19 protein-coding genes are annotated in these 20963 nt (G+C 67.1%); 12 read left to right on the top strand and 7 right to left on the bottom strand.

Annotated features, from left to right (window positions below; all coding sequences use genetic code 11):
• The first annotated feature begins 10 nt into the window (after positions 1 to 10).
• The 4 genes from VZC37_RS15805 (at position 11) to VZC37_RS15820 (ending at position 4890) form a co-directional block, all read left to right on the top strand.
• Positions 11 to 1231, top strand: a complete 1221-nt coding sequence (locus tag VZC37_RS15805; RefSeq protein ID WP_330433517.1) for a DUF6880 family protein — start codon at positions 11 to 13, stop codon at positions 1229 to 1231.
• Between the two features lie 230 nt (positions 1232 to 1461).
• Positions 1462 to 2655 (top strand): GmrSD restriction endonuclease domain-containing protein, encoded by a 1194-nt coding sequence (locus tag VZC37_RS15810; RefSeq protein ID WP_330433518.1) that lies wholly within the window; start codon positions 1462 to 1464, stop codon positions 2653 to 2655.
• 90 nt (positions 2656 to 2745) lie between these two features.
• Positions 2746 to 3597, top strand: a complete 852-nt coding sequence (locus VZC37_RS15815; RefSeq protein ID WP_330433519.1) for a hypothetical protein — start codon at positions 2746 to 2748, stop codon at positions 3595 to 3597.
• 78 nt (positions 3598 to 3675) lie between these two features.
• Positions 3676 to 4890: a Fic family protein gene (locus VZC37_RS15820; RefSeq protein WP_330433520.1), complete on the top strand. Its 1215-nt coding sequence runs from the start codon at positions 3676 to 3678 to the stop codon at positions 4888 to 4890.
• A gap of 79 nt (positions 4891 to 4969) precedes the next feature.
• Here VZC37_RS15820 and VZC37_RS15825 read toward each other — a convergent pair whose 3' ends face one another.
• Positions 4970 to 5386, bottom strand: a complete 417-nt coding sequence (locus VZC37_RS15825; RefSeq protein WP_330433521.1) for a PIN domain nuclease — start codon at positions 5384 to 5386, stop codon at positions 4970 to 4972.
• Positions 5383 to 5604 carry a type II toxin-antitoxin system VapB family antitoxin gene (vapB, locus tag VZC37_RS15830; protein ID WP_330433522.1) on the bottom strand — a complete coding sequence of 74 codons (222 nt, stop codon included), beginning with the start codon at positions 5602 to 5604 and terminating at the stop codon, positions 5383 to 5385. Before vapB ends, VZC37_RS15825 begins: the two co-directional genes overlap by 4 nt.
• A 205-nt stretch (positions 5605 to 5809) precedes the next feature.
• Here vapB and VZC37_RS15835 point away from each other — a divergent pair, with 205 nt between their 5' ends.
• The 3 genes from VZC37_RS15835 to VZC37_RS15845 all read left to right on the top strand — a co-directional run bounded on the left by VZC37_RS15835 (position 5810) and on the right by VZC37_RS15845 (position 10012).
• Positions 5810 to 7429 (top strand): long-chain fatty acid--CoA ligase, encoded by a 1620-nt coding sequence (locus VZC37_RS15835; RefSeq protein WP_330433523.1) that lies wholly within the window; start codon positions 5810 to 5812, stop codon positions 7427 to 7429.
• Positions 7430 to 7494: 65 nt separating this feature from the next.
• A complete protein-coding gene (locus tag VZC37_RS15840; protein WP_330433524.1) occupies positions 7495 to 8784 on the top strand; it encodes a lipase family protein in 1290 nt (429 codons plus the stop codon).
• 124 nt (positions 8785 to 8908) lie between these two features.
• On the top strand, positions 8909 to 10012 hold the full coding sequence (locus VZC37_RS15845) for a protein kinase domain-containing protein (RefSeq protein ID WP_330433525.1): 1104 nt from the start codon (positions 8909 to 8911) through the stop codon (positions 10010 to 10012).
• Here VZC37_RS15845 and VZC37_RS15850 read toward each other — a convergent pair.
• Positions 9978 to 11423, bottom strand: a complete 1446-nt coding sequence (locus VZC37_RS15850; RefSeq protein ID WP_330433526.1) for a DUF1731 domain-containing protein — start codon at positions 11421 to 11423, stop codon at positions 9978 to 9980. The genes VZC37_RS15845 and VZC37_RS15850 overlap by 35 nt on opposite strands.
• Before the next feature lie 146 nt (positions 11424 to 11569).
• Here VZC37_RS15850 and VZC37_RS15855 point away from each other — a divergent pair, with 146 nt between their 5' ends.
• Positions 11570 to 11815 (top strand): ribbon-helix-helix protein, CopG family, encoded by a 246-nt coding sequence (locus VZC37_RS15855; RefSeq protein ID WP_330433527.1) that lies wholly within the window; start codon positions 11570 to 11572, stop codon positions 11813 to 11815.
• Between the two features lie 30 nt (positions 11816 to 11845).
• Here VZC37_RS15855 and VZC37_RS15860 read toward each other — a convergent pair whose 3' ends face one another.
• Positions 11846 to 13144, bottom strand: a complete 1299-nt coding sequence (locus tag VZC37_RS15860) for a lipase family protein (RefSeq protein WP_330433528.1) — start codon at positions 13142 to 13144, stop codon at positions 11846 to 11848.
• Between the two features lie 337 nt (positions 13145 to 13481).
• Here VZC37_RS15860 and VZC37_RS15865 point away from each other — a divergent pair, with 337 nt between their 5' ends.
• Complete coding sequence (locus tag VZC37_RS15865) at positions 13482 to 14648, top strand: TY-Chap domain-containing protein (RefSeq protein WP_330433529.1); 1167 nt, start codon at positions 13482 to 13484, stop codon at positions 14646 to 14648.
• A gap of 234 nt (positions 14649 to 14882) precedes the next feature.
• Here the strand turns inward: VZC37_RS15865 and VZC37_RS15870 are convergent, their stop codons facing one another.
• The 3 genes from VZC37_RS15870 to VZC37_RS15880 are packed head-to-tail and all read right to left on the bottom strand — an operon-like array spanning position 14883 to position 17781.
• Positions 14883 to 16175 (bottom strand): amidohydrolase family protein, encoded by a 1293-nt coding sequence (locus VZC37_RS15870; RefSeq protein WP_330433530.1) that lies wholly within the window; start codon positions 16173 to 16175, stop codon positions 14883 to 14885.
• Positions 16172 to 17125 carry a PDR/VanB family oxidoreductase gene (locus VZC37_RS15875; protein WP_330433531.1) on the bottom strand — a complete coding sequence of 318 codons (954 nt, stop codon included), beginning with the start codon at positions 17123 to 17125 and terminating at the stop codon, positions 16172 to 16174. The genes VZC37_RS15870 and VZC37_RS15875 overlap by 4 nt, the downstream gene beginning before the upstream one ends.
• Positions 17126 to 17184: 59 nt before the next feature.
• Entirely contained in the window at positions 17185 to 17781 is a 597-nt protein-coding gene (locus tag VZC37_RS15880) for a helix-turn-helix domain-containing protein (RefSeq protein WP_330433532.1), read from the bottom strand.
• A 257-nt stretch (positions 17782 to 18038) separates the two neighbouring features.
• On the opposite strand from VZC37_RS15880, the gene VZC37_RS15885 reads away from it, so the two are divergent.
• The 3 genes from VZC37_RS15885 to VZC37_RS15895 all read left to right on the top strand — a co-directional run bounded on the left by VZC37_RS15885 (position 18039) and on the right by VZC37_RS15895 (position 20922).
• The gene (locus VZC37_RS15885; RefSeq protein WP_330433783.1) at positions 18039 to 19301 is read left to right on the top strand and encodes an amidohydrolase family protein; all 1263 of its coding nucleotides are present in this window, start codon (positions 18039 to 18041) and stop codon (positions 19299 to 19301) included.
• A complete protein-coding gene (locus tag VZC37_RS15890; RefSeq protein ID WP_330433533.1) occupies positions 19301 to 20074 on the top strand; it encodes an ABC transporter ATP-binding protein in 774 nt (257 codons plus the stop codon). Before VZC37_RS15885 ends, VZC37_RS15890 begins: the two co-directional genes overlap by 1 nt.
• 80 nt (positions 20075 to 20154) lie before the next feature.
• A complete protein-coding gene (locus VZC37_RS15895; protein ID WP_330433785.1) occupies positions 20155 to 20922 on the top strand; it encodes an ABC transporter permease in 768 nt (255 codons plus the stop codon).
• Positions 20923 to 20963 lie beyond the last annotated feature (41 nt).

The following is a 20963-nucleotide window of genomic DNA, read 5'->3' on the forward strand; positions in this document are numbered from 1 at the left end:
CAATGGTGAGATGGCCGATCTCGCCGACGACGTCCTACCGCTGATCCGCACGCGCGCCGATTTGCACACCTGGCGGGCATCCAACGCCCACGGCGCCCAGATGCACGAGGGTGTCGACCTGCTCCGCGAAGCCGCCGACCAAGGCAACCCGGCCGAGGCGTTCGCGGTGACGCAGAAGGCGCTGGCCTCCGCGCTCAAGGTGATCATGCGTGCCGACGATTCCAGCGGCATCATCGGCGACGCCGTCCGAGACCTCCTGGACCTGCACGCCGACCTGTCCGGCCCGGCAGCTCCGCCACCCGCCAAGCTGGTCGACTGGATGATCAAGTTCCAGTTCCACAATGACTGCGACTTCTTCACCCTCGACCCGGTGCGGTACGCGCCGGCGCTCGGCGACGTCGGGATGGCGCGCTACCGTCGGCGGCTCGACGAGATCCGAGCCGGGCTCGAACCTCTGCCCGACGACTGGCGCACCTCCTTCCGTCACGAACTGTTCACCCTGGACCACAACGACCGTCGTCTCGCCGTGCTGGACCGCGACGCCGATGCGGTCATCCGGACGCACGCACGCGACCAACGGGTCGCGGCCTGGTTGGACGACACCGCGAAAGCACTCGCCGAGATCGACGAGTACGACCGCGCGATCGACTGGGCACAGCGCGCCACCGAGTTCGACCGAGGACATCAGTCGCTGACGGCGTCGGAAACCTGGTGTGCCCTGGTGGCTGCCCATCGACCCGACGAGCTCCTCGCCACTAGGCTCGCGGTGTTTCGTCGGTTCCCGTCATCGTCCACCGCCGCGCGTCTGTACGACACTGCCGGCGACGACTGGGACAGCCTGCAGGACGAGGTCACCACGACTCTCAACACCCGCCCGCGCGATGCGGTCCTGTTCAGTCTCAACACACTTCGTGATCCGCGGCGGGCCTGGGCGCAGGCGCACGACTTGTCTCTGACCGACGGCGCGCTGTGGCTCGACCTGATCAAGAAGTACGAGAAGATCGACCGGCTCGCCGTGCTCGGACCACTCACCGACCTGGTGTATGCCGAACTCGAGACCGCAGGCGCCGGCCACTACCAGGCAGCGGCCCGGCACCTCGTCCGAATGCGCCGGTTGGCCAACGGGACCGACCGAGCCCACGAGGTCGACACGTTCATCGTGCAACTGCGGGACATTCATCGGAATCGTCCTCGGCTGCAACAGGAGTTCGATCGGGCAGGACTGCGGTAGAAACGACGATGTCCGTGCGACTTTGGTCCCGCGAAGTCAGTACCTTCGACCCCTTCGGAGTTCTGGCGGATGCCGTATTCTATGGTCGCTCAGCTGCTTTGGCCATCGTTGCGGGGATCGATTCTGACGCGAGTCGACTTGGACTTCGGATCGGCACTCTGTAACAGAGTGAGCCTCCCGAACGCTAAACCATGCGGACTGAGTTACATCGATTTGCCTGGAGAAAACAAGTGAGTGCGCCGCTGCCCCCGCCCGGTTGGAATCTGGATCCGTCGGGATCCGGACGGCTGCGATGGTGGGACGGCGAGCAATGGACCGACCGCTACCACTCGCCGGGCGCCACCACCACGGCCACCGGCAGCGGCGGTAAATGGTGGAAGATCGGCGGCGGGGTCGTCGCCGGGATCGCGGTGCTCGCGATCATCGGCAACTTCCTCCCCGAAGAGGAGGACACGTCGACGCCGGCGGCCGCGCAGTCGTCGACGACGACCGCACCCACCACAACGACGACGTCCATCACCACCAGTGCGGCCCCGACGTCGACCGTCGCCGCGGCGGTACCGCTCACCAGCGACGACGCCAACGCCGCGATCACGAAGCTCGACACCCTGGCGGTCAAGGGCCGCGCCCCCAAGACCGGCTACGACCGCGACCAGTTCGGGCAGGCCTGGTCCGACGACGTCACCGTCGCCGGCGGCCACAACGGCTGCGACACCCGCAACGACCTCCTCCAGACGATGGACGCTGTGGTCATCAAGCCGGGCACCCAGAACTGCGTGGTCCTGTCGGGCACGTTGAACGACCCGTACACCGGCCGGTCCATCCCGTTCACCCGCGGCGAGACCACGTCCACCGAGGTGCAGGTCGACCACGTCGTCGCGCTGTCGGACGCCTGGCAGAAGGGTGCGCAGCAGCTGAGCGCCGACGAACGCCGCAACCTGGCGAACGATCCGCGCAACCTGCAGCCCACCGACGGACCCACCAACAGCCAGAAGGGCGCGGGCGACGCCGCCACCTGGCTGCCACCCAACAAGTCGTACCGCTGCACCTACGTGTCCCGGCAGATCGACGTCAAAGCCGAGTACCGCCTCTGGGTGACCGCGGCCGAGAAGTCCGCCATGCAGCGCGTGCTCTCATCTTGTGGCGCAACGGTTCCCGTCACCGAGGAGACCACCGAGGCGGTCGAGACCGAACCGTACGTCGACGAGCAGACGCGCCGCGCGATACCGGCCGCGCCGGAACCGGAGCCGACCACCCCGGCCTACGTCCCACCGCCACCGCCCGCGCCCACCCAGGACAGCAGCGCCTACTACAAGAACTGCACCGCGGCCCGTGCCGCCGGCGCGGCACCCGTCTACGCCGGGCAGCCCGGCTACGGCTCGCACCTCGACCGCGACGGCGACGGTGTGGGATGTGAGAGCTGATCACGGGACGATGTAGTCAGCAGCCCGTGGTCGGTGCGCACTGCTACCGTCACCCGGACGCCACCTACCTGCCCCTCCGGAGAGTTCACGATGCCCACCAACTCCGTCTCGATGACCGACCACCTGGTCGCGATGTCGTCGGCGGGTGCGCGTGACGGCCGGCGCCCCGACGCCGACACCACCGAACTGAAAGCCCTGGTCGGCGCGCTCACGTCGGAGTACGCGCGGGACGCCTACCTGCGGTTCACCGCGTCGAACCGGTGGCCGAATCAGGCACCGCCGCCCGCGGAGCCCGGACTGTGGGGCCGGATTACACGGCCACGGATTGTCCGATTTCCGGACAATGCGCGCACGGCCAACCCGTGGCCGTACGGCGCCGAACGGACCCCCGCGCACGGTGAGCTCGCCGGCGAATCGGCACTGCTGCGACCGGAGGCGGAACTCCTCGGCATCGCGGTGCTGCTCGTCGAACGGATCAAGGCATCGCCGGCCGCGCGCAGTCACGTGATCACCGCCGGCCAGATCCTGCCGCAGGTCGACCAGTCCCTCTACACGATCAGCCACCAGTGCTACCGCATCTGGTGGGTGCGGTCATCGATCGAGTACCCCGAGTCGGACTCCGACGTCGGCCGTGCGCTCACGGAGGCGATCAACCAACGCCTGGCGCGAGTGCAGCACAACTGGCGGGAGCTGCTCGACAACGTCGCGCAGCTCGCCGAGCTCGCCACCAACTTCGACTCCTACGCCAAGGTGCTGCGCGACCACGAACGCCACCAGCGGTTGCTCGCGCACGGCGACACCGTCGGAGCATCTTGGGGACGGGACACCCAGTGTGATCGGATGCAGTGGGATCACCTGCAGGGCATGCAGGCCAATCTGTCCGCGCAGATCGGATTCATCAACGACACCGCGCGTCGGGTGAGCAGCGTCGACCTCGGGTAGTCGGGCGAGACCGGCGTAAGTGATGGCATGGGTGTGCCATACCCTCACTTATCTCATAAGTGAAGGTATGGTTCCTGTATGCCCTCACTTGGGACTCCCGCCCGCGGGCCAGGCGACTGGCCCGCGTTGTCCAGCGAGGTCATCGACTGGACCCCGACGATCCCACCTGAGTTACTGACTCGAGCTCAACGCGAGCGGTACCGGGGCCCGTATCGGGCCGCCGTTGTTCCGCACATCGCCGCTGCCACGCCGCATGTCGCTCCCGAGACGTCGGCGCTCGTCGCCGAGGCAAGTGCGGTGCTCACCCGATTCGACGCCGAGCTCGGCAACGAGCTGGCACCGTTCTCTGCGATACTCCTACGTTCCGAGTCCGCGTCGTCGTCGCAGATCGAGAATCTGTCGTCGGGAGCCAAGCAGATCGCGCTCGCCGAGTTGGGTAGCCGCGAGAAGCGCAATGCCACCGAGATCGTCGGGAATGTCGCGGCAATGACGGCGGCGGTCGAGCTGGCAGACCGCCTGGACGCCGACGCCATCCTCGCGATGCACCACGCGCTGATGCAGAACACCAGCCCGCAGATGGCTGGGCTATGGCGAGACGATCAGGTGTGGATCGGTGGCACGAGCATCGGCCCCCATGACGCAGAGTTCGTCGCGCCCACAGCTGCGCGGGTACCCGACCTCATCGACGACCTGATCGAGTTCGCCCGTCGCAGCGATATCCCACCGCTGATCCACATCGCGATCGCGCACGCGCAGTTCGAGACAATCCATCCCTTCCCCGATGGCAACGGCCGGACAGGCCGCGCACTCGTCCAGGCCATGCTCCGCGCGAGCCGACTGACGCAGAACGTCACTGTGCCGGTGTCGGCCGGACTGCTCGCCGATACGCGCAGCTACTTCGCAGCGTTGGATTCCTATCGGAGCGGAGATCCGTCGATGATCGTCGAAACACTCTCGCGCGCCGCTCTTTCCGCCGTGGAGAACGGCAGCCACCTGGTCTCGGACCTACGACACATCCGCGAGCAATGGCGCGACCGGATACGTGTCCGGCAGGGAGCAGGTGCCCTGCGACTCATGGACTTCCTGCTTCGACAGCCAGTGGTGGATCGCCGAACCGTCGCTGCCGCACTGGATGTCTCGCCCGACAATGCCGGCAGACCCATCGGCCCCCTGGTCGAGGCGGGAATCCTTCGCGAGTTCACCGGGTTCTCCCGGAACAGGATGTGGCATGCGGCCGAGGTCACCGACGCACTCGACGAGTTTGCCCGCAGGGCGGCGAGGCGTCGCGGATAGTCGACACCCGATCCTTCCCCAGATCCCGCCTCCGAGTCGCGCAAGGGGATCGGATGCAGGGGGATCGGATGCAGTGGGATCACCTGGAGGGCACCGCGAGCCGCTCCACATGTTGCCCGGTGATCTCTGCGATGAGGTCGAAGTCCTTGTCGACGTGCAAGACCGCGTGTCCGGCGAGTTCTGCGGTCGCCGCGATCAGCAAGTCTGGAACCGACGGAGCGCGATGGTGTCCCACCTCAGCCAGAAGCAGTTGAACTTCGAGGGCTCTCGCCTCGATTGCGGGTGTGAGGTACTCGACGGGCATCAAAGAGATGGGTGGCTTATGTAATCCGCGGCGTGCCTCCGGTGCACTTCTGGCCGAGAATCCGGTCTCGAGCCGAGTCATCGTGGTGATGTGAACGAGCCCCCGCTCAATTCTTTCCGCCCAATGGTGCGCGTCCGGACTCGACCCGAGGCGCACCAGCGCGGACTTGTCGATGAGCCAGGAACGGGTCATCGCCACGCGCGTGACATCACGTCGTCATCTGCCAGATCGGAGAATGTGGATCCGAAGGATTGCAGGTCCTCCACGGTTACCGGCTCCGAATCCACCAGGACATCCTGCGCGAGCTTACGGCGAAGATACTGCGTTCGGGAGAGGCCTAGTTGTGTCGCGCGCGCGTCGATTGCCGCAAGCACATCGTCTGGAACATCTCGAATGAGAACATCACTCATGATCTCCTCCTCCACCTGGGGATATCGTGCGCTATCAACACACATTACACGGAACGACCACTTGAAACATTGCCCCGTCTCGCTCTTCGCGAAACTGCCCATCCGGATCGCATCGGAGTGCGACGCTCGAACCTGATGCGTCTGACCACCCCACGCCGAGATACCACCCAGGTCCTCTGCTCAGATCTTCGAAGGAGAAGTTCCCATGCTCAGCACCATGCAAGACACCCCACTCTCGATCGCACAGCTCCTGCGTCACGGCAGCACCATCCACGGCACCGCCGAGGTCGTCACCTGGACCGACGCCGGTGCACGACGACGGAGTTACGCCGACGTCGGACGACGCTGCGCGCAGCTCGCGCACGCGCTGCGCGGACTCGGTGTGACCGGCGACGAGCGGGTCGGCACCTTCATGTGGAACAACGCCGAACATCTCGAGGCGTACCTGGCCATCCCGTCTATGGGCGTGGTGCTGCACACCCTCAACATCCGGCTGTTCCCCGAGCAGTTGATCCACGTCGCCAACCACGGCGAAGACCAGGTCATCATCGTCGACCCAACGCTGCTGCCGCTTCTCACGCCGCACCTGCCACAGCTGAGCACCGTCAAGCACGTGATCGTCACCGGCGACTCCACCGACGGCGTCGAGGTGCCCGACGGGGTGCAGGTACACGCGTACGAGACGCTCATCGCCGATCAGCCGGTCGAGTTCGACTGGCCGGAGGTCGACGAACGATCCGCCGCCGCGATGTGTTACACGTCCGGAACCACCGGTGATCCGAAAGGTGTTGTGTACTCGCATCGTTCGGTCTATCTGCATTCGATGCAGGTCTGCATGACCGACGGCCCGGCGCTCAAGCAGGGTGACCGTGCACTGGCGGTGGTGCCGCAGTTCCATGCGATGGCATGGGGATTGCCGTATGCGGCGTTCATGATCGGGGCGTCGCTGATCATGCCGGACCGGTTCCTGCAGCCCGAACCGCTGGCCGCGTTGATCGCCGCCGAGCAGCCCACGTTCTCGGCTGCGGTGCCGACGATCTGGCTTGGGCTGCACCAATATCTGGAGCAGCATCCGCAGGACATCTCCTGCATGCACGATGTGCTGATCGGCGGGTCGGCGGTGCCGCCGTCGCTGATGCACACCTTCGACGAGGACCACGACATCCAGATCCTGCAGGGCTGGGGCATGACCGAGACGTCGCCGCTCGGCTCGGTGTCGCGGCCGCCGGCGCACACCGAGGGTGAGGAGCGGTGGCGGTATCGCTACACCCAGGGCCGGTTCCCGGCGTCGGTGCAGGCGCGGCTCGTCGACGTCGACGAGGTGGTGCCCAACGACGGCACGTCCATCGGCGAGCTCCAGGTGCGCGGACCGTGGATCACCGGCTCCTACTACGGTATCGACGCCGACGACAAGTTCGATGACGGTTGGCTGCGCACCGGCGACGTCGGCATGATCACCCCCGACGGCTATCTCACCCTCACCGACCGCACCAAGGACATCATCAAGTCCGGCGGCGAATGGATCTCCTCGGTGGACCTGGAGAACGCCGTCATGGGTCACCCCGACGTCATCGAGGCCGCGGTGATCGGCATCGCGGACGCCAAGTGGGACGAACGACCGCTGGTGGCGGTGGTGCTGCGTGAGGGGTCCGACGCGAAAGTCGAAGACCTGCAGGAGTTCCTGTCCGACAAGGTCGCCAAGTGGCAGCTGCCGGAGAACTGGACGGTCATCAACGAGGTCCCGAAGACCAGCGTCGGCAAGTTCGACAAGAAGCGGCTGCGGTCGCAGTACACGGACGGGGATCTGGAGGTCACGCGGATCTGAGCCACGATCGCCGTGGGTTCCCGCCAACTTCGGCAGACCTGGTCGGTTGCTGTTTAACTCGGTCCATGGCCCGCGCTTCCCGCCTTGTGCTTCTTCGTGTCCTCGTCGCCCTCGGGTTGACGCTCGGGTCCGTGGTGTTCGCCGCCGCGCCCTCGGCGACCGCCGCACCCGGACCGGGCTCGCCGCTGCCGTCGGCGGATCCGTTCTACGACTACGCGGGCCCGCTGGGCGGTGTCGCGCCGGGAACGGTTCTGCGGTCGCGGCCGATGACGTTCCGCACCCCCACCCTGGACACACCTGTCACGGGTAGTCAGGTGCTGTACCGGACCACGGACCAGGCCGGCGACGGCGCGGTCACGGTGGCGACGGTGCTGCGGCCGCTGACGCCGGGCCCGACGCGGCTGGTGTCGTACCACATGGCCTACGACGCGCTCGGCTCGAAGTGTGACCCGTCGTACACGCTGAGCGGTGGCTACGCCAACCCGCTGAACACCGCCGAACAAGCTGTCATCGCCGGGTATCTCGCGGCCGGCTACACGGTGGTGGCGCCCGATTACGAGGGTGAGGATCTGGAGTGGACCATCGGCCGGCAGTCGGGGTATGCCGCGCTCGACGGTGTGCGTGCGGCGCAGAGTTTCCTGCGCGTTCCGGATTCCACCCCGGTGGGACTGGTCGGCTACTCGGGCGGATCGGTGCCGACCCAGTGGGGCGCGGAGGTGGCGCCGCGGTATGCGCCCGAGCTGAACATCGTCGGCACGGCGGGCGGCGGCCTGCCCGTCGACCTCGCGCACAACCTGCCCTACATCAACGGCAGCGCCCAGTGGGCCGGGGTGATTCCCGCTCTCGTCGTCGCGTACCAACGCACCTACGACCTCGATACCGATTCGTTCCTGTCCACCCGCGGCAAGCAGATCACCCAGCAGGTCAGCGATGAGTGCATCAACGACTTCGCCCGCGACTATCCCGGTCTGACGAGTGCCGACATGGTGAAGCCGCCCTATTCCGGGCTGCTCGACGTGCCCGAGGTGGTCCGCGCGGTCAACGACAACATCATGGGCAGCCGGGGTACCCCGCGGTCGCCGCTGTTCCTCGCCGTCGGCCACGCCGACGCGGTCGGCGACACCATCATGGTCACCGACGACGTGGTGGGTCTCGCCCACGAATACTGCACCCGCGGAGTCGATGTCACCTATGCCCAGTACGACGGCCTCACCCACGGACAGGCGTTCCCGGTCTTCGAGGCCCAAGCGCTGCAGTTCCTCACGGAGCGTTTCGCCGGCACGCCGACACGCAGCAACTGCGCGACGATCCCGCGGGGGAACAGTCTGGCTCCGTTGCCGGTGCCGTCGGCGTAGGCCCTAGACCGTTACGGGGCGCCACGAGTTTGCGTTCCGTAGGCTCTGAACCTACGAAATGCATACTCCCGAGGTTGACGTACAAAACCAACAGGCCTGTCACCGACCCCGCTACCGTGAACGCATGGCGTCCCCACGAGCCCGATTGCGTGCCGGTCAGATCCTCACCAACGACGACGGCCGGCGCTACCGCATCATCGAATATCTGGCCGGCGGCGGCTACGGCTCGGTCTACCGTGCCGCAACCCTCTCCACAACCAGTGATCGGAATGTGCGCACGGTGTGCGTCAAGGTGTGCGCGTCGGCGACGGACTGGCACGGCGAGGCGCATTTCGGACATCTACTCGCCGGGTATCCGGAGGTCGTCGAAGTCATCGATTCCTTCGCTGTCGGCACCGAGCCACGACGTCGGACCCGATACGTGCTGGTCCTGGAGTACCTCGCCGACGGAACCATTGCACAGCTCGCCGACGACCCGGAGTGGCATGGTTGGTCACCGGGCCGTGTCCATCGTGAGATCCGCCGGCTGCTCCGCGTGCTGGCGTTGATGCACACCAGCGGGGTGACGCATCGGGACATCAAGCCGGACAACGTGTTCGTGCGCGACGGCCATCTTGTTCTCGGCGACTTCGGCATCTCGAAGCACACGCTCACGCCGAAGCGTTCCCCGATCGACGCCTACACGCCCGCCTACTCCCCCACGGACATCGAAGAGCGCCAGAACTGGGCGACATGGGTCGACATCTACCAGGTGGGGCTACTCGCCGGGACGTTGCTGACCGGTCAGGATTGGCAGAGCGGCGATGTGGCGCACATCCGTACGCTCGAAGCGCCGGACGACCTCAAGTGCTGGATCTGGCACGCCACCGCCCGCAACGGGCTGCGGTACGTCAACGGTTCACAGGCGGCGACGGCGCTCAAGGAACTCGGTTCCGTCGACATGCGATACAAGACCGGGCCGAGATCCCTGTACGGCCACCACGTCGCACTGACCGGACGCTTCAGCATCGGAACCCAGCGGGAGCTGTCAAAAGCGATCGCCAAGGCAGGTGGTGTCGTCCAGTCGTCGATCACCGACGACACGACTGTTCTCGTCCGTGCCCCGCAGATCGCCAACACCGTTGGTATCGCCGAAGGCAGCAAGCTGTACGAGGTCCGCGAACGCAAGCGCCGAGGAGAGCGCATCCACGTCATCAGTGAGGATCGGCTGCAGAAGCTCCTGCTGTGACCCCTGCTGGGGTTACCCATTGGCCGCGCCCGCTTCTGCCGAGCAGATCCGCCAAGGCACCATCCAGTTCTGGGAATCGGAACTCGAATCCGACGTCGACGAGCACCTGCGACCGAGCCCGTCGCCCGGTGAGTCCGAGCGCCGGATCGGTGCGCAGCACGATGGCACCGAGGCGAAGCAGGGGTGCGGGCGTCGGCGGCGCAGGTGGGCGGTGCAGTGCGCGCCGCAAGGCGGCCATGAGTTCGGTGTTGCGCACCGGGTTCGGGCTGGCACCGACCACCACGCCGTCGGGGATCGTGATATCTGGGTCGAGGCCGAGTGCGGCGCGGGCGATGGCGAGCCAGTCGTCGATGTGAATCCAGCTGAACCACTGCCTGCCTGAGCCGACCCGGCCGCCGAGGCCCGCACGCGTGAGATCGGCGAGACGCTTCATCGCCGGGGCCTGACCGTCGAGCACGATCGAGGTCCGCAGGATCACCAGGTGGTCGGAGTGCGCACCTTCGACGGCGTCCTCCCACGGCTGCGCCACCCCGGTCATCTGTGGCAAACCGTCAGGCAGCGGAGTGTTCTCGGTGCACCATTGTTCGCCGGCGTCGCTCCAGATCGCTGTCGTACTCGCTTGCAACCAATGCCGGATTGGGGTGTCCCGCTGCTTCGACGCCGTGACCAGGGCTCGTGTGGCGTTCACCCGGCTGTCGCGCAGTCGCGCCACATTTCGTTCGGTCGGACGACAATCCACGAGCTTGCCCGCCAGGTTCACCACCGCGGTCGGACGGTCGGCAGTCAGCACGTCGGCCCAGTCGCCGACCGTGCGTCCGTCCCATTCGATCTGCTCGAAAGGCGTAGCAGTGTCGGGACTTCGGGTGAGGATCACCGGACGGTGGCCGCGGCAGGACAGGTCGGCGGCGAGGTGTCGACCGAGTGCGCCGCTGCCGCCGGCGATGACGACGTTGAGCGCGTCGTCGGCGGGTGCGAGTCCGGCGAGATGGGCCAGCCGTGCGAAGTCGGCGCGGTCGGTCAGGTGTGGGGTGCCGGCGAGCAGGGTGCGACTCATGGTTCCGGATGTCGCTGTGGTGGTGACTGTTTCGGTCATCACGCATCCGCTTGTTGCCGGAGTGAGGCGAAAGTCGATCACCGCCGCACCTACCGGTTCCGGTTGGGTCAGCTGCAGGTGGCGGCCGGCGTCGACGATTGTGATCTCGAAGGGCGGCGCCAGGCGGCGATGAAGTGGACCGGCAATCTTGTGCGTTTGGACATACGCTCCTCGCCCGCCGACCTGAATCGGATCGTGAAGCGAGACAGAGCGATATCCGCTGTGCCACTCGGGCAACCGGGATGGGTCACCGAGGACCTGCCACACGGCTTCGGGATCGAGAGCGATGAACTGCGAGTACGACTTTGTACTGGCCATGTCTCACGGTAAACCCGGTCGTGTGCGATGGCGCTGTCATGATGGTCACGTTGACATTGGCGCGAGAAGAGCGGGGGCTGAATGGTGGAAGAGAACTGTGACGCAGGCGTTTCCCGCTGGACACTTGTCCCGTTCATACTCGGAAGATGAGCAAGCGCTTGCAGGTGATGCTGGAGGACGAAGAGTACGCCGAGATAGAAAACCTAGCGCGACGACAGGGGACCACCGTCGCCCAGTGGGTTCGTTCCGCGCTCCGCGATGCGCGTGCAAAGCAGCACCACCAGATCAAAGCCCGCAAATTGGCGGCCGTGCGTCAGGCGCTCACCTACGAGTTTCCTTCTGGAGACATCGATGAAGTGCTGGGCGAGACGCAACGCGGTTACCTTGCGTGACGGAGTTTGTCACCGAACTGGACGACCGCGTCACGCCACCGACGAATCCTCCACCTCAACCGCGCCGTCTCGCCCATCCGCCCAGATGCGGTCGGTGAGCCGTCGCAATGCCGCCGTGGGTGGCCGCTGTCCGGCCACGGCCATCACGGTTTTGTCGGTAGCCGGCCGGCCCTCGAGCCGACGCGACAACCACCCGACAGCCATCGGGCCGGCGAGGGGAAGCAGCGAGTAGTGCTCGCTGAGCTGATCTCGCACGTAGGTCACCGTTGCACCGTGGTCGCGGTAGCGGGCGACCTGGCCGTCGACGTCGTCGACGCTGATCACCTCGTCGCGCACCGCCTGGATCACCAGCAACGGGATGTCCGGCTTGTGGGCGCCGAGTTGCAGGTCATCCATCATCTCGACCATCTTCGGCTGGGCGAGCGCGTCGGCCAGCGGGATGTCGAGGTAGTCGTCGATGTCGTGGTTTCTGAAGTGGCGCAACGCATCCAGTGTTGGCATCTCGGCGATCTCCGCCAGGTGACGGCGCCCCCTGTCGGTGGCGTGCTTCTCGATCATCTGATCGAGCTGCGGGTAGACACGGCGCAAGCCGGCGATCGCCATCACCGGCAGGCCCGCGTGGAAGCTGCCGTTGAGACGCATCAGGGCCGACGCCATGTCGCCGACCGGTGAGCCGAGCACCGCGCCGATCAGGTTGAGGTCCGGCGCGTACGTCGGGGCCATCTCCGCGGCCCACGACGTCGCCATCCCACCGCCGGAGTAGCCCCAGAGGCCGACCGGGGTGTCGGCGGGGAGTTCGTGGTCGGGGAACGACAGGGTGGCGCGGATGCCGTCCAGGGTGCGATAGCCGGGTTCGCGCGGGGCTCCCCACGCTCCGAGCATGCCTTCGTGGTCGGGGATCGAGACCGCCCAGCCCTTGGCCAGGGCACGGCGTACCACCATGAACTCGAAGGGGGCGATGGTTCGACCTGCGTCGGCGCCCTTGCGCAGCGCATATGACGGGAAACACTGTGAGGAGACCGCGTCGATCGCGCACTGGAACGACAGCAGTTGGAAGCCGTCGCCGGATGCCGGCTTGCGGGGCAGCACGACGGTGGTCGCGGCGATGCACGCAGAGCCGTTCAGGTCGGTCGATCGGTACATCAGCTGCCACGCATCGCTGCGGTGATGCGAGGCCCAGAAGTCCTTCAACTCCACCTGCCGGGATCGGATGATCTCGCCGGGACGCATCCGCTGCAGGCCCGCCGGCTCGTCATAGAACGGGTCGTCGGCAGGCAGCAGCGACGGCCCGACGACAGTGTCGTCCCGCACCTCAGCCTGTGTGGTCATGGTCTCCTCATCTCTGCGTTACCCACCGTTCAACGTCCGGGGACGAGGCCGGATTCCGGCAGAACCCTGTGTCGATCGCTCTGTGACCTGGCGATGTTGTGATTCCTCACAGGCCCTGGGTGTAACGCCGGGCACGTTTGCGACCGATTGAGATGTCAGCAGCGTTGCCGGCAGGTGGATGCGGGTTCAGCCGTCAGCTCGGTTCATCCGATCCGACCTGTCAGACCCCTCCCCTACTGTTCAGATATCGCGAGACAACGCGACCACCTGCCGAGGATCACCCCTCACAGATGCCACACCGCGACCGGGACGTCTGGGACCGACGAAAGGAGAAGTCATGCGAGACTTCGATTTCGACTCCGCCGTCGACGACGCGTGGCGCGAGTTCCGTGCGGATCTGGGCGACCGGTTGGCTTCCTTACAGGTCGGTGAGCGACATACCGTCAGGGCGTCGCACGAGCTCGGAGTCGGGCCGTGCGCTGTGCTCACGTTCACCGTCACCAGGGCCAATCGGGTCCGCTGCACCGCGCACGCATCTGACCTCGACCCGACGCCGAACGTGCTCGCCGAGCAGCTCGACGTCCTCGAATCCGCTGGATGGCGGCTGCTGCGTGATGGTCGGATGATCGTCGAAGTCGGCCGACGACGTGTCGACGAACTGGCGCAGGTCGCGATCGACGCATTGCAGCGGCCGTGGGAGGTGCTGCATCCGGCGTTTCTCGCCGGCCCGGCGCCCACCCGGCCCGAAGCGTCGGTCGCGGTTGGGGTATACCCGACGTCGCGGGAACACCTGCTGCGCTTGGTATCCGGCGCTCTGGAAGAGATCGCGGGACGGCCGGTGGCTGTCGATGCGGACGGCGACATCCCACTCCCCACCGGCACCATGCCGTCGTGGCTGCGGGTCGTCGCCCAGCAGCCGACCGTCGAGTTCTTCGCGACGCTGGTCGACGAGGTGACCGATGCCACGGCCGCCGCAGAGTTCGTCGCGCGGGAGTCGGTGCGCTGGCCGGGCATCACCCTGGTGCTTCATCAGACGACGCTGACGGCGTTCTCGTCGGTCGAGATGGCCGCGTTTCATCGCGAGAACCTCGTCGCAGGTATTCGGCGCTGGCTCGAGTTCATCGCCGAGTCATCGCCGCAGGTCATCGAGGCGATCACCGGGGCGGGGCGACCGGATGAGCCCGATACGGAACCGCTGCCCGACCCGTTGCAGACGCTCATCGTGCTCGACGACGACGGCTCCACGCTTGACGCGCACGAGGTCGCGACCATCTGTGGTCACGATCAGTCCGCGATCCTCGGCTACATCCGCACCAGCCAGGAGCAGTACCTGGAGTGGATGAAGTCGGCCGCTGAGGCCGACCTGGCCGGTGACACCGACGAGGCGTCGGCCTGCCGGCACGAGGAACAGGCGTGGCGGGCGACCACGGAACAACTGCGTGCGGCGTTGCGGGTGGTGGTGTTGCGGGGTCACTCGAGTTCGGAGCAGGTTCGGGAGCGGTAGCGGAGGAGCGTCACCACCGCACCCCCGAGGAGCTCCGGAGCGCTAGCGGAGGAGTGTCACGAAGGGGGTTGCGCGGCCCTTCGTGACGCATCGCTCGTTCCTCGCGAGGCTCCTCAGGGACCGGGGGGGTTGCGTTCCTCAGGACCAGGGGTTGCGGCCCTTCGTGACGCTCGCAGGCTCGCTCCTCAGGGACCGGGGGTGCGCTCCCTCAGGGACCCGGGGGGGTGGAGCTCCTCAGGGGGCGGGGCGCAGGTCGGCGGCGAGGGCGCGTGAGTCGGCGGTCAGTAGCTCACCGTCGCGGACCACCCATCGGCCACCAACCATCACATCGCGCGGGCGGCGGCCGGGACCGGCCCACAGGAGACCGTCGAGCGGATCGGGCACACCGGCGTCGTGCACATCCGAGCAGTCCCACACGCACAGGTCGGCGGCGGCACCCGGCCGCAGGTGACCCAATTCGGGCCGCCCCAGTCCGGCCGCCGACCCCTCCGTCGCCATCGCCAGACACTCGCGGGCCGACACCGGCTCGCCCACCAGTCCCGAGACCTGCATCGCCAGCCGTGCGTCGGCCAGCAGGTGGCCGGCGTCGTTGCTGCCGCCGCCGCTGGTGCCCAGACCCACGCTCACTCCGGCGTTGCGCAGGGCGGCCACGCGCGCGACACCCCATCCCATCGGCACGTCGCAGCCTGGGGCGTGAGTGGCAGACGCTCCTGACCGGGCGAAAAGGTCGAGTTCGGTGTCGGTGATCTCGCACAAGTGCGCGACGGTCACGTCGTCGGCGAGCCATCCCCACTCGTCGAGGAGTTCCAGCGATCGGCGACCGTACTTCTCGGCGGCGATCTCCACATCGATCTGCTCGTTGGCCTGCGTCCGGCGACGCAGGCCGAGTCGCGCCGCCACGTCGGCGAGCGCGGCAAAGGTCTCAGGTCCGTCGGCATGCACCCCGGACGGGCCGACCGCCAACTGCAGCATCCCGTCTGCCGTGACACCGCCGACGGCATCGGGGAGATACGTCTGGTGGATGTCGGCCACAGATTGTGCGGCCGCGTCCGGATCGTCGCGGGCGGTGCCGCGGACGAACACCAACCGTGCACCCACGCGTCGCGCGGCGCCGATGGTGGCGCCGGCCATCGCGACCGGGTCCTGATCGCGTGGCCAGGTCAGGTGATGATCGGCCACCGTCGTCACACCGCACAGCAGCGACTCGGCCGCACCCACCGCGGCTGCGGCCGCAGTGAGCTCCGGGCCGACACCGGCCTCGCGGTAGCGCTCGCCCATCCGGGCCAGCCACTCCCGCATCGGCAGAAACCTGGTGTCGGGTCGAGACCGAAATGCGCTCTGCAGCAGATGATGATGGGCGTTCACCAGCCCCGGCGTGACAACGCAGCCGGACACATCGACCACCTCGGTGCCGGCGGGGGCCGGCCGCTCGACGACCACGCCGTCGCGCACCACGACCGGCCCGGAAGCGCCGGTTCGGCCGTCGACCATCACCGAGACCGCACCCTCAAGAACCAGCGTGGTCACAGTTCGAGAACCAACCGTCCACTGGTGCAACGGGATACACAGATCATCATGGATTCGTTCTCCGACCGCTCCTCCGGCGACAGGATCGCGTCGCGATGATCGACCTCACCGCTCACCACCCCGGTCTCACAGGTCCCGCACATTCCTTCGCGGCACGAGGACGGTGCCACCACGCCGCGTCCGTCGAGGACGTCGAGGATGGTCTTGTCCTCGGGCACGGTGACGGTGGTGCCGGAGAATGCCAAGGACAGCTCGAACGGTTGGTTCGGTGCGCCGACACCGACTGCGGCGGTGAATCGTTCGGCGAAGGAGTCCACCGCCGGTTGCGGCGCGCAGGCATCGGCGACCGCGTCGAGCATCGTCGGCGGGCCGCACACGTATACGGCTGTGCCACGAGACAATCCGGCCAACTCTTCCCCCAGGTTGAGGCGGCCGGACAGCGTGGACTCGTGAACGGCGACGCGGTCGGGATGGGCGGCGATCAGGTCGGCGACGTACGCCATCCGCGCGCGCGACCGCCCGACATAGAGGAGCCGCCACGGCCGTCCGGCGCGCTGCGCCGCTTCGATCAGCGCCCGGATGGGTGTGATGCCGATACCGCCAGCGACGAACACGTACTCGAGTGCACGGGTGAGCGCGAAGTGGTTGCGCGGCGGGCTGATCCACGCCTCCACGCCGACACCCAGGTCATCATGGGCGGAGATCGATCCGCCGCGGCTGTCGAGCCGCCGTTCGACCGCGATCCGGTATGTGCCGGCATCATCGGGCGCCGGGCACAGCGAGTACTGGCGGACCGGACCCGCCGGGGTGGTCAGATCGATGTGCGATCCCGCCGTCCAGTCGGGCAACGGATCGTCGCCGGCCGGGGCAAGTTCGAACTCGTCGACGAGGTCGGCGACTCGCTGTCGGGACACCACGCTGACGCGAATCGGGTTGGTGGACTGATACATCGGAGATCTCCTCGGAAGGCTCTGATCTCCGCCAAGTTCCCAGCCATGGGAACCACTCCCTACAGTGACGCCTGCACCACGATCAGGTGCGCGACATCGGGGCCGACGAGCCGCCACCGATGAGGAATGCCGCCAGCGTAATAAAGGCTGTCACCTTTGCGCAATTCGACGTAGCGTCCATCTCCGAGGTCAACCTCGACCTCTCCGACGACGACGTGCAGCCACTCCTCCTGCTCGTGCTGGAAGTAGTCGCCGTAGTCTCTCCTGCTCAGCACCTGTTCCTGCGGATAGAACGCGGCGGTGCCGGTGACCAGCAACCGGGCGTAGCCGGCGTCGTCGCCGGCCTGCGGCAGTAGCGCGCCCTCGTCGGAGCGCACGATGTGCGTACCCTCCGGCGCCGGCGTCGGGGTGTTGCGGGCCAGCGCGGGGTCGGCGGCGAGCATCAGGCTGACCTGGGTGGTACCGAGCGCTCGCGCGATCCGTTCCAGCGTCGTCATGCTGGGCCGCGCGTACCCGCGTTCCAGTTGCGACAGAAAAGGGTGTGAAATTCCCGCTTGCGCAGCGAGATTGGCCAATGTCATGCCGCTCTCCTTGCGCCGACGACGAATCTCGGCACCCAACGACACCTGCGCCACATCCGGCTCATCGAGTGCCATCTGCATCACCTTCCCAGATTCGCCGGCATTGGTTACACGCCCGCAGCCTTGGTTAACAGGGCCGCAACAGAGCGGTCCTAACTTGGGCGTTGTTGACGTGATCAACATTTAGCACGAAACCGCACGCTTCGCCGATCCCAGCCACGGCGGAACCACCGCACCACCAATGACGATCACATCCCCTGTCCGCCAAGCGAACCGCCGCCAACCAACCACTACCGAGGAGGCCGCCCGTGGAGGCAACCCCCGCCCGCCCGATGCATGGCATCACCGGGTCGTCCGGCGACGGCTCTCCGGTGGACGTCACCGTGTCGGTCGACGCGGACGGTGTTGCGCGGGTGTCCGAGATCCGTCCACATGTAGACGACTCGCTGCTCACCGGCTCGGACTGGCTCGACCTGCGCGGCTTCGTCCTCACCGCCCCGGCCGCCGAACCGCACGCGCACCTGGACAAGGCACTGTCGTGGTCGGAGCTGAACCCACCGCTCGGCGACCTCAACGACGCCATCACCAGCTGGCGCATCGGTAGTGTTCAGCTCGGGGAGGAATCGTTCCGACGACGGGCGCTGCAGGCCGCGACGTCCATGCTGCGCAACGGCATCACCGCTGTCCGCACCCACGCCGACATCCTCGGCGACGACGACCCGCTACGCGCCGTCCGAGCCCTGGTCGATGTGCGCGAGCAGCTTCGCGGGTTGATGACGATGCAGATCGCCGTCCTGGCCAGCCCGCTGGCACCGACACGTCTCATCGAAGCCGCCCTCGACGTCGGAGCCGACCTGGTCGGCGGCGCCCCGCACATCGCCGACGACCCCGCCGTCGAGGTCACGCGGCTGCTCGATCTCGCCGAATCCCGCGGCATCGGCACCGATCTGCACATCGACGAGTTCATGGACGGGGATCACCTCACCATCGAGCACTACGCCGATCGCGTCGCCGACTGGCCGACCGACCGCATCCGCACCGCCGGGCACTGCAGCCGTCTGTCCACCCTGCCGCCCGCGGATCTGGCGTTCGTCGCAGCGGCCCTGGCACGGGCCCGGGTGTCGGTCATCGCACTGCCGATCACCAATCTCTACCTGCAGGGACGCCACGGAGCGTCGGCCGGTCGGCGCGGCATCACCGCGATCGATGTGCTGCGTGACGCCGGCGTTCTGGTGGCCGGCGGCGCCGACAACATCCGAGATCCGTTCAACCCGGTGGGCCGTGCCGATCCACTGGAGACCGCATCGCTGCTGGTGACCGCAGCGCACCAGGCACCCGATACCGCAATGGAACTCGTCACCGACAACGCCCGCGCCGCCCTGGGTCTCGAACCGGCGGGCCTGCAGGTCGGGGCGCGCGCCGATTTCCTCGCGGTGCGCGGCACCGACGTCGTCGACGTGATCGCCACCGCCCCCGCCGACCGCGTGGTGATCGTCAACGGCGCTCCGGTCGCCCGCACCGAGACCACCAGTTGGACGGCGATCGCGCCGTCGGACACCGAAACGACCCCTGTCCCCTGCGTGATGGAGCGATGATGAACTCACCCGAAGCGACCACTCCCCGATCGCCCGTCGGCCATCCGTTGGTCGGATTCGAGCACAGCGAACTCGTCTACCCGGACGGCACCCATGCGCTGCGCGACGTGAATCTCACCGTCCGCGAAGGCGAATTCGTCAGCGTCGTCGGGCCATCCGGATGCGGCAAGTCGACGTTGCTGCGGCTGTCCGCGGGTCTCGAGTCGATCACCGACGGCTACATGCAGTGCGGTGCCGACCGTGTCGGCTACGTGTTCCAGGACGCCACCCTCCTGCCGTGGCGGACGGTGTGGGACAACGTGGCACTGTTCGGCGAGCTCGACGGCGTCCCCCGCGAGGACCGCAAGCATCGCATCGCCGCCGCACTGGCCACCGTCGGACTCGAGGGTTTCGAGGAGCACCTGCCGCACATGCTGTCCGGCGGCATGCGGATGCGGGTGTCGCTGGCACGCTCGCTGACCCTCGACCCCGACCTGTTCCTGTTCGACGAGCCCTTTGCCGCGCTCGACGAGATCACCCGCGAGCGCCTCGGCGTCGAGCTCAACGAACTGTTCGCCGCCAAGGGTTTTGCCGGGCTGTTCATCACCCACTCGGTGTCGGAGGCGGCGTTCCTGTCCAACCGGGTGCTGGTCATGTCCGGTCGTCCCGGAACCATCGTCGACGAGATCGAGGTGCCGTTCGACTTCCCCCGATCGCCCGACCTGCGTTTCGAACCCGAGTTCGCCGAGATCTCCGGCCGCATCTCCCATTCCCTGAAAGGGGCCCACTCGTGACCACCACCGACACGGACCCCAAGTCCACCACCGAGGTGGCCGTGGCAGCACGCGGCAAGCCTCCCAAGAAGTCCCGCACCATGCTCCGCGGACTGTCTGGACCGCTCATCGTGCTGCTCCTCGTCATCGGGGTGTGGTATCTGGTGAGCTACGCCATCCTCGATCCCGACCGCCGGTTCCTGATGCCGCCGCCGCACAAGGTGATCACCGACGGCCTGTTCGGTCCGTCGGCGCAGGAGATGTGGGAGGCGTTGGGACGCACCACCGTTGTCGCGCTGACCGGTCTCGCCATCGCGGCCGCCATCGGCATCACCTGGGCGGTCATCATGTCCCAGTCGCGCATGATGGAGAACGCGCTGTTCCCGTATGCGGTGATCCTGCAGTGCATCCCGATCCTCGCGCTCGTCCCGTTGGTCGGTTTCTGGTTCGGGTTCGGCTTCAGCGCCCGTGTGTTCGTCTGTGTGCTGATCGCGCTGTTCCCGATCGTGTCCAACACGTTGTTCGGGCTGAAGTCGGTGGACCGGCAGATGCGCGACCTGTTCGCGCTGCACCACCCCAGCCGGATGACGGTGCTGCGCAAACTCGAGTTCCCCGCCGCCCTGCCGGCCATCTTCGCCGGGCTGCGCATCTCCGCAGGCCTGGCCGTGGTCGGCGCCATCGTCGGTGACTTCTTCTTCAAGCAGGGCAATCCCGGTATCGGAATCCTCATCGACAACTATCGGTCCCGCCTGCAGTCCGAGGAGCTGTTCGCGTCGATTATCCTGGCGTCGCTGCTGGGCGTCGCTGTGTTCTGGTTCTTCGGCTGGCTCGGCAACCGAGTCGTCGGCCGCTGGTACCAGCCGTCCTGAGTCGTTCTCGTCCCCAGCTCGTCTCGTCGTATCCGCACGTC

Origin of the sequence: Gordonia sesuvii (assembly GCF_036350415.1) — a bacterium.
In the GTDB taxonomy this organism is placed as follows: domain Bacteria; phylum Actinomycetota; class Actinomycetes; order Mycobacteriales; family Mycobacteriaceae; genus Gordonia; species Gordonia sesuvii.